This is a genomic window from Bacteroidota bacterium (assembly GCA_016718825.1).
Lineage (GTDB): Bacteria > Bacteroidota > Bacteroidia > J057 > JADKCL01 > JADKCL01.
Genome location: JADKCL010000068.1, coordinates 112,365 through 129,673 on the forward strand (window position 1 = coordinate 112,365; position 17,309 = coordinate 129,673).

Genomic DNA, 17,309 nt, shown 5'->3' on the forward strand with positions numbered 1-17,309 from the left:
AAATCGTTATTCCCTTGTTACCTATTTGTTACCTTCCCTCGTGGAGCACGAGGGAAAACGATCAGATAGATTTGGGTCATTGTACGCAACAACTTTTTTTCTTATGCGACATCTTTGGATCACTTTTCTCTTAATCATGGTGTTGGCCATGTCAGCATCAGCGCAACAAGGCGTAAGCGTCACGACGGACAATACACCGCCCGATGCCTCGGCAATCTTTGATGTGAAATCGACTACGCGTGGTGTACTTGTACCGCGGATGACGCTCGTGCAGCGAAACGCCATTGCCACGCCTGCAACAGGACTGCTCATTTACCAGACCAACGGTACGACAGGGTTTTATTATTACAATGGCACGGCATGGACTGCAATCAGCGCCGCTGCCGATAACCTCGGAAACCATACCGCGACGACTAACCTTAATCTAGGAACTAACAGCATCACCAACACCACCAATATAACGGCGTCTGGCACGGCAAACTTGGGTGGAAATGCCTACCCCACCGTGATGGGGACTTCGGGACAAGTGCTGACCACCAATGGTGCGGGACTCACTAGCTGGGGCAGTGTTGCGGGCGAATCAACCACCGCCAACAATGGCCTGACAGTCTCCGGGGTCAACGTGGCGCTCGGCGGTGACCTCATAGGCACCACCAACATCAACCAAGACAATGCCGAAGTACTGCGTATCAACAATAACAGCACAGTCGGTACCGTGATTGACCTGCAAAACACGGGCGATTTCCGGATCCTTGACGCCGGTGTCAATGCACTCCAATTGCTCGACAATGGAACATTGACTGTAGGGACGACCAATCAGTTCCAAGTGAACAATGCCGGGAATATCACGCGCATCAACAATCTGGTCACGAGCTTCCCAACAGTACAAGGCACAGCTGGTCAGGTCCTGACCAACGACGGCGCTGGAGATTTGACTTGGACCACAATAGCAGACGAAGCCACCACCGCCAACAATGGACTCACGCTTGCAGGGGCAGAACGTCACCTTGGGCGGTGACCTGACGGCCACAACCACCATCACCCAAGACAATGCTGAGGTGCTGCGCATCAACAACAACGGTACTGCCGGTACGATCATCGATTTACAAAACACTGGCGACCTCAGGGTAATGGACAATGGTACGAATGCCTTTCAAGTTCTTGACGACGGGAGGGTTATCATCGGCACAGCCAGCCAATTGTCGATCAACAACACGGGCAATATCACGCGCCTTAACAACGTCGTCACCAACTTCCCCAATGCAAAGGGCTGCAGGTACTTTCCTCAACAACGACGGCGCCGGCAACCTCGACTGGGTGGCGGCTCCCTCCTTTACGGATCCCACTACAGCCTCCAATGGTTTGACTTTGATGGGAAACGATGTACGGTTGGGTGGTGCCATTTCGGCCAGTACCACCGTGTCTCAATCAGGTGCATTAGCCCTCACTTTTGCCAATAACGCCACGGCAGCCACCACGATCAATCTGCAAAATACAGGTGATTTCCTCGTACAAAACAATGGGGCCAATGCACTTACTGTACTGGACAATGGCAACGTGACAATCGGGACATCAGGCCAAATGCAAATGGACAACACAGGCGACTTCATCCGTATCAACAACGTTGCGACCAGTTTTCCCACAGCCCAAGGAGCAGCAGGCAGTGTCCTAAGCAACGACGGCGCAGGAAACCTGAGTTGGGCAGCGCCAGCCACATCGACCGACGCCACCACCGCGTCCAATGGTCTGACTTTGATAGGCAACGACGTGCGTTTTGGTGGGGCACTTACTGCTAATACCACTGTGGCGCAAACTGCCGCCTTGGCTCTTACTTTTACCAATAATGCCACGGCTGCAACAACCATCAACCTTCAAAACTCAGGCGACTTCCTCGTGCAAGACAATGGCATCAATGCACTGACCGTGCAGGACAACGGAACCGTGACATTTGGTAGCACAGGACAAATGCAAATAGACAACTCAGGCAACTTCGTGCGGATAAACGACCTGCCAACGAATTTCCCTACGGTGCAAGGCAACCCTGGTACCTTTTTGAGAAACGATGGCAGCGGCAACCTGGCATGGACGCCGCCTGCCTTTGGGGGTTGGTTCACGACAGGCAACACTGGCACCGTCGCTGGGACGCATTTCATCGGCAATATCAATGACGAAGCTTTGGAATTCAGGGTCAACAACCAACGTGCGGGTTATGTCGGGAACAGTGGAAATTACAACACCTTTTGGGGACATCAGGCCGGTATAGCTAATTCCACCGGTGATGGCAACACCGCCGTAGGCAAATCGGCCTTGTTGGGGACGACAACAGGTGGCGGTAATACTGCCATGGGACAAGGTTCCATGGCAGGCAATGTCGGAGGAACGCACAATTCTGCGTATGGCATCAATTCATTGGTGGATAACAATGGGACTCAAAACGCCGCCTTTGGTGCCACAGCAGGAAATGGTGTGATCTCGGGTGGGTACAACGCATTTTTTGGCGCAGCGGCCACAGGCTCTTCGCCTACACGCACAAATGGCGGAGCATTTGGCATCAATGCTGTCGCAGATTCCGACAACCGTATCCGCTTAGGTAGCGGCTCGCATACCTCCATTGGTGGTTCTGTAGCATATACCAACTTCAGCGACAAGCGCTTCAAATTCAATATTGAAGACGATGTCAAGGGATTGGATTTGATTATGAAACTAAACCCTGTCACTTACCAGTTTGATTACAATGCCCTTCACAAGTTTTACCAAAACAGCAATCCTGCCATCCAGGATGCGCCACAAAGCGCGGGCAACGACATGCGTCAGATCGGCTTCATGGCGCAAGAGATCGACTCACTCTGCCAAGCCATAGGATTTGACTTCGGTGCGGTGGACAGGCCCTCCGATACCAACTCTGGCATCTACGGCATCCGATACACCGCTTTTGTCCCGGTTTTGGTGAAGGCACTGCAGGAGCAACAATTGGAAATTGCCGCTCTTAATGTTCAAAATCAAGTGGCTACGGCGGAAAATGTAGCACTCAGGGCACAATTCTCTGAAGTGGAAATAAAACTTCAGGAACTTGAAACACTCAAAACCGAAATCCTGCAAATCAAGCAGACATTGCCACTCTTTCAAGTCTCCAATCATTGACACATGGCTATGCGAAAGGAATATCTAATTTTTGTATTGGTCGCTGCATTCGTGCATTGTAATGACCTATTGGCTCAAGTCACATGGGGAAGCTATGGTGGGATCAAAACCATTGTTTCCAATGGAGTGCACTTGCATACGGGCCACTTGCGCAACACAGGCGTCGGCACACAAATTTCTAATAACGGTGATATCTACGTCCGCAACGACTTCAATCAGGCAAATTCGGCAACATTCATTGCAGGCGGGATGAGTTGGCTATGGTTTCAAGGTACTGTTCTGCAAACAATATCGGGTGACGCTCCGATCCTCGTCGGCAGAGTGCGCGTGGACAATTCTGCTGGTGCACGGTTGACCCAAAGTTTGATTGTGCCTGCGAACCTTGAGGTATTTAATGGTAATTTGAACTTGAACGATTTTAATATCGACTTGGGTACAACCGGTAGCCTTGTAGAGGATCGCCTGAATAACCACCTGGTTGTGGACAATACACCAGGACTGAGCGAGTCTAATGTTGGGGGTTACGTTCGCGCGACCAATCGCACCACCAACGGACTCCTCAATGAAATAGCAGGGCTGGGAATTTTTTTGACAGATGCAGGCATTGTGAACATTGATCGATACCACTATGATGCGACCATGGGTGGTACGACAATCATGAAGAATTACGAAATCACAGGGACTCCGAGCAACACTACCATGCGGATAGAGTTTGCGGCTGACGAGGCGCTTGGTGTATCAGTAAACAGTACATTAAAACTCCTTCGCTTTAATGGCACAATTTGGGAAGACAAAGGAGGCACATGGGTGGACTTGCCCGTGGACTACGTTCAACAGACTGGAATCCTCAGCTTTTCGCCTTGGTCGGTGGGGAATCCTACCTCGTTGCCTGTAACCCTATTGGAATTCCAAGCTACTCGAATCGATCTGGAGGAAGTTTTGCTCGAATGGGAAACGGCGACAGAAATCAACAATGCTGGTTTTGAAATTGAGAAAAGCTTTGATGGATTGCAATTTGATCAAATTGGTTTTATTGTTGGAGCCGTCAATAGCTATACGCCTCAGGCCTACAAGCATACAACCGCAGAACCAAATGCAGCCTATTATAGGTTGCGCCAAGTGGACCAAAATGGGGGTTTTGATTACTCTGAAATACGGTTTGTCGATGGGGCAAGGCATGATCCCGTTTTGGTTTTGTACCCCAATCCAACACATCGTTACGTAAAAATCGGGTTGCTAAATTCCGACGTTCACCGAATACACCGATTGGAAATCATACAAAGTGACGGTAAACTAGTCGCGCAGTTCGAAGGCAACGTAAACCAATTGCAGGACAATTTGGATCAAGTCATTCTTGACTTTTCCCGCGGGATATATCTCTTAAGGCTGGAGACAGCCGAAAGTATTTTTGTGCAACGATTGGTGTTGAATTAGAATGTCTGGAAGTTAGGGTAAGGTCATCAATTCAATTTTTTGACATATTTTTCGCAAGGTCACCTCAATCGTGGCCTTGCTTTTTGCTCTTTTCCCGATGCTGACCAGTTTACGTTCAAATCCTTTATCCCACAGAGGCATGTAGGGATCATGGATAAATTGTACGCTTGTACGGACCTTTGTCAGTTTCAAGCTGATTGGTGCTTTGGATTTCCCGGAGGGTCTAAGCAACTATAGCCGTGGACGCCGTGTGTCGCAAAGCGTTGAAGTCCACGGTGGATCGGTCCATCACATTCGTTCTGCCTCCATCCCGATGTGGATGTGTGCCGCGCAGCGGTGAAGCGTCGGGTTTGCGGACGCCCCACCCCCCTCTCTATCGCCGCGCCTAGGCGCGGCGATAAAAACAGGAATGCACTTTCCAACTCCAGCGGAGTCAGACATTTCCGTGTTTCCCCACAACGGAATTGTTACAGATAATTTGAAAAACCTGCTCAAGTTTAGCCGGCAAATTTTGCTTACAATAGGTGGCATGGGCTACCATTGTAAAGATCTCCCCTTCGTTGATCGCATTTTCTTATCACTTGCCCCTTACGCACTTGCCGTTTCCAAACGCAGGTTTTCCCTGAATTCAAAATAGGCAAACGCCAAACTCACCAGCATCGAAACCACGAAATAGATGGCAACGCAGATGGTTCCGGTTGGGACAAGGGTATTCAGCGTGAACCAACCTCCATACCAATGGATGATGAGGAATGCAGCTGTCATTCGTAGCAATTCAAAAAGCCAGGAATAACGCGACCGATCCATGAGCGAGGTATAGCTATAGACAGATAGAAAGATGAAGCCGGCATACACGAAGACCGCTGATTTGGGAATAAAGGCCATCTGTGCGACCATCAACAACAACAGCGCAAATGTCGTGAGGAGTTGTATCCATGCCCATACTTTGAGATATATGCTGGAAGGAGGCATGTATTTCTCCCGTTGATGAACATCTGGGGTGTAAACTACGGGGTATTTTACAGCGACGTCAGCGGGACGCCATCCCGTGGGCATAAACCAAATCCGTAACTTGTCAAACACACTGGAGGTACGCCAAGCGTCCTTGACGAGCAAGAAGAGATGCAGGAAATTGATCTTGATCGGATTCCAAGTTTGCACGGGCCGAGTAATGCCAAACACAGGTTGCACATCGGGCAATTCGGGTTGAAATGTCCCAAAGATCCGATCCCAAATGATCAGAATTCCCCCGAAATTTTTGTCGATGTATTCTGGGTTGATGGCATGGTGGATGCGGTGATGGGAGGGCGTTACAATGATGCTTTCCAGAAAACCCAACTTGCCGATGAGTTGGGTATGGTACCAAAATCCGCCAAAAAGCATCACCACGGCCAATACCACAAGCACATCGGAGGGAATCCCGAAGATGGCCGCAGGAAGAAGGAGAAATGTGTACACGTTCACGAAGTCCGAAATCGTTTGCCGTAAGGCGACCGGAAGGTTGTATTCTTCGCTGCTGTGGTGAATAACGTGCCGGTTCCAGAGAAAGTTGATACGGTGCGCCCATCGGTGGGACCAATAAGCGTAAAAATCGATGCTGATGAAGCCAATGATGTACTGCAGGGCCACGGATTGGATCCCAAACATCGCAAAATGCCGAAACAGAAAGTCATAAGTCACGATGTAGATGGTCACTCCCAAAATCTGCTTGAGCATATTAGTGATGCCCGAACTCAAGCTGGAAACCGTGTCCATGCTCTTGATGACCGCCTTGTTGCGCCACTTTGCTACGATCATTTCCGTTGCAATCAGCAGCAGAAACATAGGCAATACAAACTTCAGGGCACCCGCAAACGTTTCCATTTCGATGAATTCTTGGTGGAAGTTAAATATGCCTATCGGTAACTTTACCAGTAGCCATTTTTATAGGGCCCAATGGTAGGTGGCTGCTATTAACAGCCGGTCAAATACGTGAAAGCCAAAGTACCTTCGGTTAAGTTTGAAGCAGAACTCGCTCAGGTAATTTTGAAGGTATTGCTTCGAAATACCATGATAGGTGGCCAAAAAGGCTGCTTTTGAATTGCTGATGGCAGTGTGCACCCATGGGAGTACCTTCGAACCCTCTGCACCTGGTAGCGTGATTGCTTCATGTATTTCCACCAGCTTAGCGAGGCCGTTGTGTGACTTGGAATTGTCCGTGCGAAGTTGGGATTCGGGCATTACACCTCCTTTGGCCTCGTTGTCAATGGTCTCCGACTTGAGATCCGGGATGACAATCATCTTGAAATGACCGCATTTGTACCTTTTTCGGCCCTTTTTCGGGGCGGCGACCAATTCGGACTCAGCCATCACCACAACTTTGGCTTTTCCCTCGGTTCCGGCACCACGCTTTTTCGGCTTCTCAGCATCTATGGGTGAATTTACCTCAAAAAATGCCTCATCAAGCTCAATTTCGCCCTCCAACAGGTACTTCTCATCTCTGTTGGCCATCACTCTGCGAAGCTTGTGCATCAGTGTCCAGATCGGTTCATAGAACTTATGACCTATATGTTTCTGCATTTCAAGAGCCGAAATGTGCCTTTTGGAAGCAGTCATCAGGTGCATAGCCAGAAACCAATACAGGAATGGTAACTTGCTGTTTTCCATTACTGTACCGCTGCGCAATGACATTCTGAACCCACAGTTCTTGCACTCATACAGCGACTTTGATTGCAGCCAGGAGTGCTTTTCTCCGCAGCACTTCTTGCAGATAACACCCTCACGGTCACGCACTTCCTTAAACCGAGCAATGCAAGACGCCTCGGAAGGGAAATTTTTGTTGAATTCGAGCAGTTTCATATCATTTTGAATTTGCTCTAAACTCCCTACAGAACTTGACACCTCGTGTCAAAATCTACTGGTAAAGTTCCTGATAGGCATAAAGTTAAATAAGTTCCGTGGAGCTTGGCACCTATCCAGGAAAATTGTCCTTTTGTTCACCTGGCCAAAGCCGAGCAGACAAAGCAAGCGCTGAAAACGGCGCAACGCAATACGGTCAATCCACCAATAGAAATTATTTTATATGCTTATCGGGACTTTACAGTGAATTTTTCAAGTAAAATCAAGGAGTCACCTATCTAAGCAGTTCGAGGTACCAATCCGCCGCGGCGGATTGATCTGTGGATAGCCTAACCCACTGATTGCAAACTATCCCAAAGTTGAAGCGCAAGATGCCGACCACCATCGGGACAACCTCACCCTGACAACACACCCTTGTCCAACTCCTTTTTATTCACACTCAAACTCACATTGAATGCTTGCCCTTGCCCAGACCAACCCCTAAAGATCATATTCCTTGGCCCCCAGACCCAGGCCGAAACCCAGTCCCCAAAAAACAGTCGGTTTTGTAACTGCGCATTCTACACCCTCCAAGTTGCCATTTTGCAGGCGATAGAATCCGTAATTGGCTCCACGATCAAACATCATGGCCTGCTGTCTCCTGAAAAGCCGCCATTCAAACGGGCCGAGCCGAACCCCGACACCCAATTCATTTCCAAGGGCGGTTGGCCCAAACGCTAGAATATCTGAGATCTTATTTCGCTGCAGCAGATAGGGATCAAAATAGGTCGCAGGCAAGTCGCTGTCGCTTTGCTGTTTCTGGAATTTCAGCAAAGAGCGTCTTGACAAGGGCAAATTCAATCCACCCTCGAGAAAGAAGTACCTACCCAGGTAGGCCCTTACCGTGGCATGAACCTGATGATACCGCTGCAAGAGTGCAATCTCACCACCATGATCAGGGCGTAGGCCATAGTACGTATCGTCCACGCCACCATTGATGTAGCGATGGTCAACATACACGGAGTCCAAATCATCGTTAAGGCCATAGCGCAAAGTCCCGATGGAATAGCCAACCATGAGCAGCGCGTTGAGCCGATGGGTCTTGACACCCAAGACTGCCAGTTGACACCGCACTTCCATCGATCCCCGAACCGTACCCCAACTTGGATTGAGACTGTTACGGGAAACTGGAAAATTGATTTCCGGCCATATCCAAGGCGCACTACTTAGGCTTGGCCCTGTTTCGCGCACGCCATTGGTGGTCCCTTTGTACTTCCACAACGTCGCCACCGTATAAGGCCGCAACACTTTTCCTTTGTCGGACTGCGACAGGCCGCACAACGGCGCAAACAGCACCATTGCCACCAACAAATAGGACAAAATGCAATTGCTGCCGAGAATGGCCAGGTTCCTTACCCTGACGGACAAGTGGCAATACCCAATATCCTGAAAGTTATTCATACCCTTTTAGTTTGTATTGATGGATGAGGTGGGAGCGATCCCCGAGCTGCCCGAGATTTACTTGAAAGGACAGGCTGACGCTGGGCTTCAGCGACAGCTTTCTATTTCCTACAAAATACTGCGAATACCCCGCTCCATCGGCAACAAACAACGGCAGATTTCGATTGGGACTGACAGGGCTTCTCAAATAGGTGCGCATCCCTAGCCTGAAGTAACCCACCCGAAATCCCAATTCCAGGTAATAGTCAAGGTTCTTGAATTGGAGCACTTTGTTGAATACCAATCCACCTACGTTCAGCGTGTCATAGGTCATGACCTCCTTGCCAATCCGCAAATTGGACCGCTGCCAGAACGCAGCCCCTACGCCGGCATCAAAAGAAACTTCATCATCCAACGGAAAATATGCCGACAATCCTGCGCCTGCCTCTTTCGTGATCAGTCCCAGCGGTACCGTCGTGGGGGCGTCATTCAACATAAGACGATGATAGTTGGTGGGGCCTGTTTGGTCTGCCAATGCCGAACCCGAGATGTAGATGGAATCAGAGGCGCTCCCGATCGAATGTACCCGCGAATTGAGATAAGCATGCGCAAAAAGACGGTTCCATTTGAGGAACCTTGGGCCAACCAAATGGACCCTGCCATCGAAATTGTAGGGCAAAAATTCCCAAGGTGCCACATTTCTTTTGGCTCCCGCATAGCGTGGACCAACGCCGCCCAATACCCCTACCTCCAAAAGAACGATACCGCGCATCATCTTGGCAATGTCTCCATGCAACGAATAAACCCGGTAACGGTTCGTCACCCGACCTTCGGCGTTGATGACTTTGCCTTGCAGAATCGACTGTTTGAAGCCCCATCCGATAGTTCTCCAGTTACCTTCAAAAACCGAACCATCGGCCAAATAAGTTTTCCCTTCTCCTCCCTCTGTTCCTCGGAACAGGCTCCCTTCAAATTTGATTTTCCCCTTTTCGTCAAACAGCTGAACCTCCCCATTGGGACGGCCCTCAACAAAATTACTGCTGAGTTTCAGTTGCCCATTCGCATAGTACTCCTTGGCATTCCCGTTCACTCTGCCGTTGAGCCAATTGCCGTCGAATTGAACGTTTCCATTCGGGAAATACGACTTCCCGAGACCGTTTCGCGCGCCAGCTTGAAAAGCCCCTCCGTATTGCAGCTTTCCGCCCGGCCCATATTCCCTTCCTTGGCCGCTGTAAAACCCGTTTTTCCATTCGCCCTCATACAATGGAAGGGAGTCCGAACCATAAAAGCCACCATACCCATCGCGCAAACCAGCCCGAAACTCTCCGAAATAGTACTTGCCCGAAAACCCCAATTCGCTTCGACTTTCCATCACCCCTTGCGTGGTATAAACCGTCCAATCCTTTTTATAGCCAAGTCCAGATTGCAGATTGTTGTAATAGGTGCCCATTTCCAACAGAATTGGTTTGTTGTTCAGAATGACATACATTTCGCCTTTCCCGTTTTTTGCACCTTGTTTGAATTCGCCCTTGTAGAGGTAGGGGATTTTCATATGGTAAAGTGCTTGAATGCTTGGCGAATTCTGACAATCACCCTCGATGCACTTCATCTTGAGGCGATTCGCATCAGCATCTTGCTTGCGTGCGTCCCAAATCGTAAGCAAAGCGGTGCCCGCAGTTTTAATGAATTCAAGCATATCCTCCCCACCTTCCGCCTGCCTTCGCTGAGCCGCCTCTTCCATCACCATTTGGTCCGTAAGCTTTGCACGACGATCTTCCTCAATGCAATCTTCAGGAACTTGTGGGCACTGCCCGAACCCCAGTTGCATGACAGCAAGCATAAAAAACAGAAACAACAACAGTTTGGTTTTCATACACTTTAAACGGGTAGTTGATTTTCGAGAGCAACAAATATCGTATTTATTCTTACAAACGCAAGGATGTAACAGCTTGCTGAGATTCGATGGAGAATAGACAATTTGTTCACATCAACGTGTCTGAGCGGAGATTGATTGTTGGGAAAACGAAATTATACCAGTCCATTACGAGGAAGAAGAACACCATCAAATCCTCAAAACTTCAATCCGAACGTTCGTTGTATCGGTCCATCTAAATGACAACCGGCAAAACAAAAGAAAACTGCCAAAAAAGATTTGCCCAAGTCCAATCACTTGTCTACTGTGCACACCCTTGCCCAATTCCCACGCTGTTTTCCCCCTTGCCCAATCCCCAAACCCTCCTTACCCCGACGCTAGTTTTTCGTAGAGAGCGACACAATGAGGCAACTCGGATCTTCAAAACCCAGCAATCGACATTCTTAACGTCGTCCCAATGGATAAGTCAAGTGGACCATGTATCCTTTAAAAGCAGTCGCTTGGTATTTGGGACTTCTACATGGGACGTTCCCATTCTACTTTGCAGCACAGTTCGCTAAAATGAGGTAGATCGATGCGAAAGGATCGCGGCGCGGATACACGAAAAGCGACAGTTATCATCAGTTAAAATCTTTCAAAAACATCATTATGAAAAAAGTTTTGTGTAGCTTGATTATGTGCCTTACCGGCACGTGGATGTATAGCCAAGTAACGAATGTATTTCCCAACAATGGAAATGTCGGGGTAGGCCTTACAAGCCCAACTCAGAAACTGCATGTGATCGGTAGTATCGGGGTCACAGGTGCGATCAAGGGTCTTGATGCTGGACAGTCCTTGGACTTTTATGCGAGGAGCTGGGTGATGGATGGTAGTTATATTAACCTGTATGCTAATGACCATGCCACTGCCCCGGGTCAGGTATGGATTACCGCAGGCAATACTGCAACTGGGAGTGCAAAGTCCATTGTGTTTGGGACCAATCAGGGAACGATCACAAACAATTTCCTCCGTGCGGACCATATGGTGATCCAAGCCGATGGCAAAGTGAAAATCGGCGCGCATCCCGTTCCAAGCGGCTATAAACTTGCCGTAGAGGATGGAATCATTACGGAAAAGGTAAAGGTTGCAGTTCACCCAACCGACTGGTCCGACTATGTATTCTTGGATGAATATAAGCTCATGAGCCTTGCCGATTTGCGTAAGTACATCAGAAGACAGGGGCACCTTCCTGGGGTTCCATCAACAGAAGAAGTGGTGGAGAGTGGCCTCGATTTGGGAAAAATGGACGCAAAGCTCCTGGAGAAAATAGAGGAATTGACCCTCTACATCCTGCAGCTTGAGACAAGAATGAAGGAACTGGAAGCGCAACAAAACTAAAGCATACAACAATGAAATTTCGAATAAATAAAAGGTATCCCGCACTGATTTGTGTGGCATGTCTCATGTTCCCTAGGTACATATTGGCCCAAAGTTGCCTGCAACCTGTAACCCCATCTTCGGGAACTTTGATCGAATTGGCGCACCCGCAATGTATTACCCTGCCCGGCAATGCCCTTGGGACATATAGTATTCCGGCAAGCACTACATTTGATGCCATCGCGGGGGGAAAGATAGACTTACTACCCGGATTCTTGGCTGATCGCTCCATGCCAGGTAGCAAGCCGGTTACAATCAGAACAGCCTCATGCGCAGGCTATGCCGTATCACATCTCTTGAGTACGACCATCGTTCCTTGGACGGCGCATAAGTTGAAGAAATTTGAACTTGCGGTAGACTTGCCATTGGACATCAGAGAGCAAATCTACTTGTTTTTGGACCAAAACACCACCAGAAGAGCATTTGCGAAACTTAATATCCCACCTACCAATACCACAGAACAGCTCAATCCATTTGACCCCTCCGACATTGAAGTCAAAGCAACCTTTACGCACAGTTCAGGCACCGTCTTGACAAGGTATGCCTTTTTTTGCCCAAAGGTAAAGACCGCACAGTATGATCCCAACTTGACTTCCAGTTATACCTGTAATGGCACTTCACAGGTAAGTATTACTCCAAATACCCTCTATGAAGCACTCATGGTTGATGAATTTAAGCATGACGATGTATTTCTCTACAAAAACCGTGCTGCCTCAAAATGCAGCGAATATATCGCGGGAACAGGAAGCCCGTCGATAAGGAAAGATGTTTGGGACGTCGACGTGGCTACCTCAAGTCTTTTTAAAGTCAGATTTGCTCCAACAATGATTGGAACATGGACTGTAGGAATCCAATTTAAAGTCAAGGGTCAGATTGTATGTATGACGGTTCCGACCTCGTTCTTCGTAGCTGATGCACCGATACCCTCCAAAGGATACTTGAAAAGAAGTACATCGACTGGCAACGGTGATTTGTTTTCATTTTCCGAGACAAACGAATTTTTCTTTCCCCTTGGCTACAATATTTGGTCTGCAAGGCCAGGGTCACTCTACGGTGACTTTTGCCCCGAAATTGGCCGAACTGAATACATGCACAATTTTCTCACTTCCATGAGCAAGTTGAAGTCAAGCAAAGGAAACTTCTTCCGATTAGGATGTGACGCCACGCATTTCAACATTGAATGGGAAGATCTCGGAAACTATTTTACGAGAATGGGGGCTGCCGATGACCTCGATTCCATAGTAGAGAATGCGGAAGCCAATGAACTTTATTTCATTATGACACTCTTTTCCCATCATGACTTTCAAAGGGCATACAATGAATTTGGAGGTGGCTGTCAGCTTACTGGGAAATACGATCATGGAAAGGAATACGGGCGAAATGAGGTCTTGGAAAGAGGGAATAACCGATCCGGAGGATTTGGACCTCAGGCACATTGGTATTCCAACCCGTATTACACCGAAGGTGATAATAGCACGCCCTCCGATGACTATGCTATCACACCATACGACATGTTCGTGCCCGTGGGAGGGACTGGGTACAATGCCAATATTTACAAATACATGCGCAATAAGATTCAATATTATGTTGCAAGATGGGGCTATTCAACGTCCATCGCAGCATGGGAACTCATGGATGAAATACAGCAGACGTTTGCAAATCATACGATTAGTGTTCCCGCCTCCGTTGCGACCCCGATTGGAAGTCAATGGGCCGATTATTTCCTGAGTGGTTCAGGCCAGGTCTCCTACTACGGTGGCAATGAAAGGCCAACGGTACCTGGATACCGCTACAAATTGGGAGCACCAAGCAATGAAATACAGATCAATGCGATGGAAACGCAGTTGAACGTTACCGAATGGCTAAGAGAGATGGCTGACTTCATTCGTGGTCATGCAAATGGGCAGCTTGACGATCCACACTTACTGTCAGCTAGTCAGGCAGGAGACATTAACAAAACGATACGAATCAGCACCGAAACCGCTCATTACCTCTCCAAATTTTCCGAACTTGTCGATGTTGATCAACTGGATATTCTACAAGTACATTCTTATACCTCGCGATTTGACCAGAATATAGAGGTAAGACCAAAACAAGTAAACCAATTCCGCACAAAAACCACCGCGAACCCAAGAATTTTCCTGTTTGGGGAAATGGGGATGCCTGAAGGGATGGAGAAAGTTACACCAATTGATTTTCACAACGCACTTTGGTCCACGACCTTCATGGGGGGAGCAGGGCCAGGATTGTCATGGTATTGGAACTTTATCGATGGCACGTACAATTACCATTCCGTTTCTTTGGAACTTGGTGCCACCTTTCCAAATAATCAAACCAATACACTGCTGAAGCAAAATACAGGACAGACCCCCTATCTTTCTATCAGTCCGCCCTCAGCCTGTAAACCAGGAATCACCAAATTGGGTGAAAACGGTGGCAGTGCCTCGATAGATGCCTTGGCTAGATACATGGAAGGGCGTGACCTGAGACAGTTCGTCAGTTTTGAAGTTAAAACCTACTCGGCGAGCGATCCCGATTTGCAAAATGGTTTTCAAAACAACCAGATATTCGAGAACTACAATATGCGAACTGACTTTAACAGGGACATCCTAGGATGGCTGCACAACCGCACCTTTTGGTCATTGGGGCTGCGCCCCAACGGTGGCGTTACCAAAGACTATTTGGATGATTTCTACGGCACAGATGACCTGAGGGCTAGTTGGGACGGCTCTTGCAATCCAAATTACAGTACATGTACGATTCCAGCTGGCGGGAGTACTACGTATTACCAAACCAAACGCTGCGATAATATCCCAAGTTACCAAACGAGAGGTGCTAGCACAATGGAGTTAAGTGTCCCTAAGGCAGACTACTTTGATACCGGTGATATTTGCGGCTGTGCAAATGGAACAAAATTTCGGGTATATCCTGACGACTTTTTTGATGCGACAGTGATTGAAGCGCCGATTCTCACGGTGGAGGGGCTTAACCCTAGTCATGCCTATGACGTCCACATTTTCCCGACACGTAACGGATTCGATTTTCCATTTGATGCCCAAAACCTGCCGCCCGGGGGATGGCAACTTGGCACAAATCAAAGCCTAGTTTATCCATTTTATCCCGTATCCCAGAATGGAACCCTGAATGTGCCGCTTCCCTTTCCCATAAATTACGACCACCCGGATATCGCCTATCATCTCGTCAACCAAATCCTTACGGGAAATGGAAAATCAGCAGCGGTCCAGCAACAGGAGGATCCTTTAGCCAATATAACCATGGCTATTGTGCCAAATCCGACGCGTGAATCGGTGGTGGTGTCGTTGATTGGCGAGAACTGTACCAATGGAACGATCGAGATCGCAGATCCCATGGGGAAAGTTGTAATGCAAATCCCTATCGAAAAGGATAGTATTCAGCTTGATGTGTCAGCGCTTTCGGCAGGAATCTACTCGGTTACCTTTAAGTCAAATATTTGCCGGATCCATAGAAAGCTTGTAATCCAATAAATTGGTCGATTTCGCACTTTATCCTGCTTGTCGTCATCAAAAATGGCGCCAAGCAGGATACCCATTCAAACCCCGATGTAGCACGTCTTGGTTCCTATAATGCTCCCGATTGACGTTAGCGAGGCCCGACGCCGATTAAACACGACCGCCGCAACTACATAGTCCTCACAGTTTCCCCAGGTTGTATTCCTATTGCAGGTCGGTTCGCACGGTATTGTCCTGAAATAGCTTTACACAATTGAAGTAAAGTCATGCTAGGAAGAAAGCATCAGATGGGGGCTGTGAGCAAGTACAGCCCGTCGTTCCGTCGGCAGGTTGCGATGGACTACGAGAATGGTGACCTGAGCTATGCACAGGTCGCTGAGAAATACGGCCTAAAGGGTCGGGACACGGTAAAGGAATGGGTGAAGGTTTTACGGAAAAATGGCGAAATTGCACCTTCAACTGCAATTTTGACACCGATGACCGAGGAGGAAAAGAGAGAGTCCGACGCGAAGGACCGACGCATCAAGGAACTTGAGAGGCAGCTGGAGGACGAGCGCCTGCGCAGCCTTGCGTTTTCAACGATGATCGACGTTGCCGAGGAGGAGCTGGGGGTGCCGATCAGAAAAAAGTCTGGTTCCAAACAGTCGAGAGGATGATGTCCTTGCCTCAAAAACCCGGAATCGGGCGGCTTTGCGGGCTGTTTGGGATGACACGGCAGGCTTGGTACGAGCACCGCTGGGATGCGGACGACAGGTGCATGCGGGAGGAGGAGATCCTCGAACTGGTGAAAGGGCACCGCAAAGACGGCCGGTTCGGCGCAAGGACGCTGCTGAACAAGATGGGCACGGAGCTGGCGGAGCGAGGGATCCAGATCGGCCGGGACAAGCTGCTGGACCTGCTTCGCGGCCGGGGCCTGCTCGTGCGCCCGCTGCGACGCCATGTCAGCACCACCAACTCCAGCCATCACTACCGGAAGTGGCCGTACCTCTTGGATGGGCTGGAAATTACGCAGGCCGAGCAGGTCTGGGTCTGCGACATCACCTACATCCGGACCAGAAGCCGCTTCCTGTACCTGTTCCTCGTCACCGACGCCTACTCGCACAAGGTCATGGGCTTCCACCTGAGCCACACGATGGAGGCCAGGGGGGCGGTGGCCGCGTTGAAAATGGCTGTCGCCCAGCGCATCTACCCCGAAAGGAAGCTGATCCACCACTCCGACAGGGGCGTGCAATATTGCAGCACCAACTACGTCAAGGTCCTGCAGGACGCAGGGATCGACATCAGCATGACTGAGGGCGCAAGCCCACACCAGAACACGATCGCCGAGCGCATCAACCGCACGTTCAAGGAGCAGCTCTACATGGATCAGGTCTTTGAGGGATATCATCAAGCATTGGCGCGAATGGTCGAGGCCTTGCGGGTGTACAACCACCACAGGCCACACTCCAGTTGCAGCAACATGACCCCGCACGAAGCCCACATGGCCACCGAGCCGCTCAAGCGCATGTGGAAAAGCTACAAACCGCGGCGCAAGTCGGCGGAGGCGCTCGGCGCCCTCCACACCTCCAGCCAGGTTTGATAGTTATGGTTGAAAAATTCAACCCTGTAAAGCCAGGACAGGACGAAGATCCAATCCTGTCAAGCTGCAACAGGACGTTCCTTGGAAGTGTTAACTCTTTTCAGGATCATTGTAGAAA

The 17,309-nt window shown here is 49.2% G+C and carries 12 protein-coding genes; 8 read left to right on the forward strand and 4 right to left on the reverse strand.

All coding sequences use genetic code 11. From position 1 onward, the window contains the following. The first annotated feature begins 148 nt into the window (after window positions 1-148). From IPN95_31450 to IPN95_31465, 4 genes are read left to right on the forward strand one after another with little or no spacing between them, the layout of a single operon-like run. Window positions 149-1,018, forward strand: a complete 870-nt coding sequence (locus tag IPN95_31450; protein ID MBK9453833.1) for a hypothetical protein — start codon at window positions 149-151, stop codon at window positions 1,016-1,018. Further along, on the forward strand, window positions 975-1,460 hold the full coding sequence (locus IPN95_31455) for a hypothetical protein (GenBank protein MBK9453834.1): 486 nt from the start codon (window positions 975-977) through the stop codon (window positions 1,458-1,460). The genes IPN95_31450 and IPN95_31455 overlap by 44 nt, the downstream gene beginning before the upstream one ends. Next, window positions 1,372-3,141 carry a tail fiber domain-containing protein gene (locus IPN95_31460; protein ID MBK9453835.1) on the forward strand — a complete coding sequence of 590 codons (1,770 nt, stop codon included), beginning with the start codon at window positions 1,372-1,374 and terminating at the stop codon, window positions 3,139-3,141. The genes IPN95_31455 and IPN95_31460 overlap by 89 nt, the downstream gene beginning before the upstream one ends. A gap of 9 nt (window positions 3,142-3,150) precedes the next feature. Then, window positions 3,151-4,575, forward strand: coding sequence for a T9SS type A sorting domain-containing protein (locus IPN95_31465; GenBank protein ID MBK9453836.1), 1,425 nt, complete (start codon window positions 3,151-3,153; stop codon window positions 4,573-4,575). Between the two features lie 588 nt (window positions 4,576-5,163). On the opposite strand, the gene IPN95_31470 is transcribed toward IPN95_31465, so the two are convergent. The 4 genes from IPN95_31470 to IPN95_31485 form a co-directional block, all read right to left on the reverse strand. Further along, window positions 5,164-6,438 (reverse strand): sterol desaturase family protein, encoded by a 1,275-nt coding sequence (locus IPN95_31470; GenBank protein MBK9453837.1) that lies wholly within the window; start codon window positions 6,436-6,438, stop codon window positions 5,164-5,166. 60 nt (window positions 6,439-6,498) lie between these two features. After that, on the reverse strand, window positions 6,499-7,413 hold the full coding sequence (locus IPN95_31475) for an IS1595 family transposase (GenBank protein MBK9453838.1): 915 nt from the start codon (window positions 7,411-7,413) through the stop codon (window positions 6,499-6,501). 480 nt (window positions 7,414-7,893) lie between these two features. Then, window positions 7,894-8,853: a hypothetical protein gene (locus IPN95_31480; protein MBK9453839.1), complete on the reverse strand. Its 960-nt coding sequence runs from the start codon at window positions 8,851-8,853 to the stop codon at window positions 7,894-7,896. Beyond that, a complete protein-coding gene (locus IPN95_31485; protein ID MBK9453840.1) occupies window positions 8,846-10,705 on the reverse strand; it encodes a toxin-antitoxin system YwqK family antitoxin in 1,860 nt (619 codons plus the stop codon). Before IPN95_31485 ends, IPN95_31480 begins: the two co-directional genes overlap by 8 nt. A 648-nt stretch (window positions 10,706-11,353) precedes the next feature. Here IPN95_31485 and IPN95_31490 point away from each other — a divergent pair. From IPN95_31490 to IPN95_31505, 4 genes are all read left to right on the forward strand, one after another. Beyond that, window positions 11,354-12,082 (forward strand): hypothetical protein, encoded by a 729-nt coding sequence (locus IPN95_31490; protein ID MBK9453841.1) that lies wholly within the window; start codon window positions 11,354-11,356, stop codon window positions 12,080-12,082. Between the two features lie 128 nt (window positions 12,083-12,210). Then, a complete protein-coding gene (locus IPN95_31495; protein ID MBK9453842.1) occupies window positions 12,211-15,627 on the forward strand; it encodes a T9SS type A sorting domain-containing protein in 3,417 nt (1,138 codons plus the stop codon). Window positions 15,628-15,878: 251 nt separating this feature from the next. After that, window positions 15,879-16,268, forward strand: a complete 390-nt coding sequence (locus IPN95_31500) for a transposase (GenBank protein ID MBK9453843.1) — start codon at window positions 15,879-15,881, stop codon at window positions 16,266-16,268. Then, window positions 16,265-17,191, forward strand: a complete 927-nt coding sequence (locus IPN95_31505) for an IS3 family transposase (GenBank protein ID MBK9453844.1) — start codon at window positions 16,265-16,267, stop codon at window positions 17,189-17,191. The genes IPN95_31500 and IPN95_31505 overlap by 4 nt, the downstream gene beginning before the upstream one ends. The last annotated feature ends 118 nt before the right edge of the window (window positions 17,192-17,309 follow it).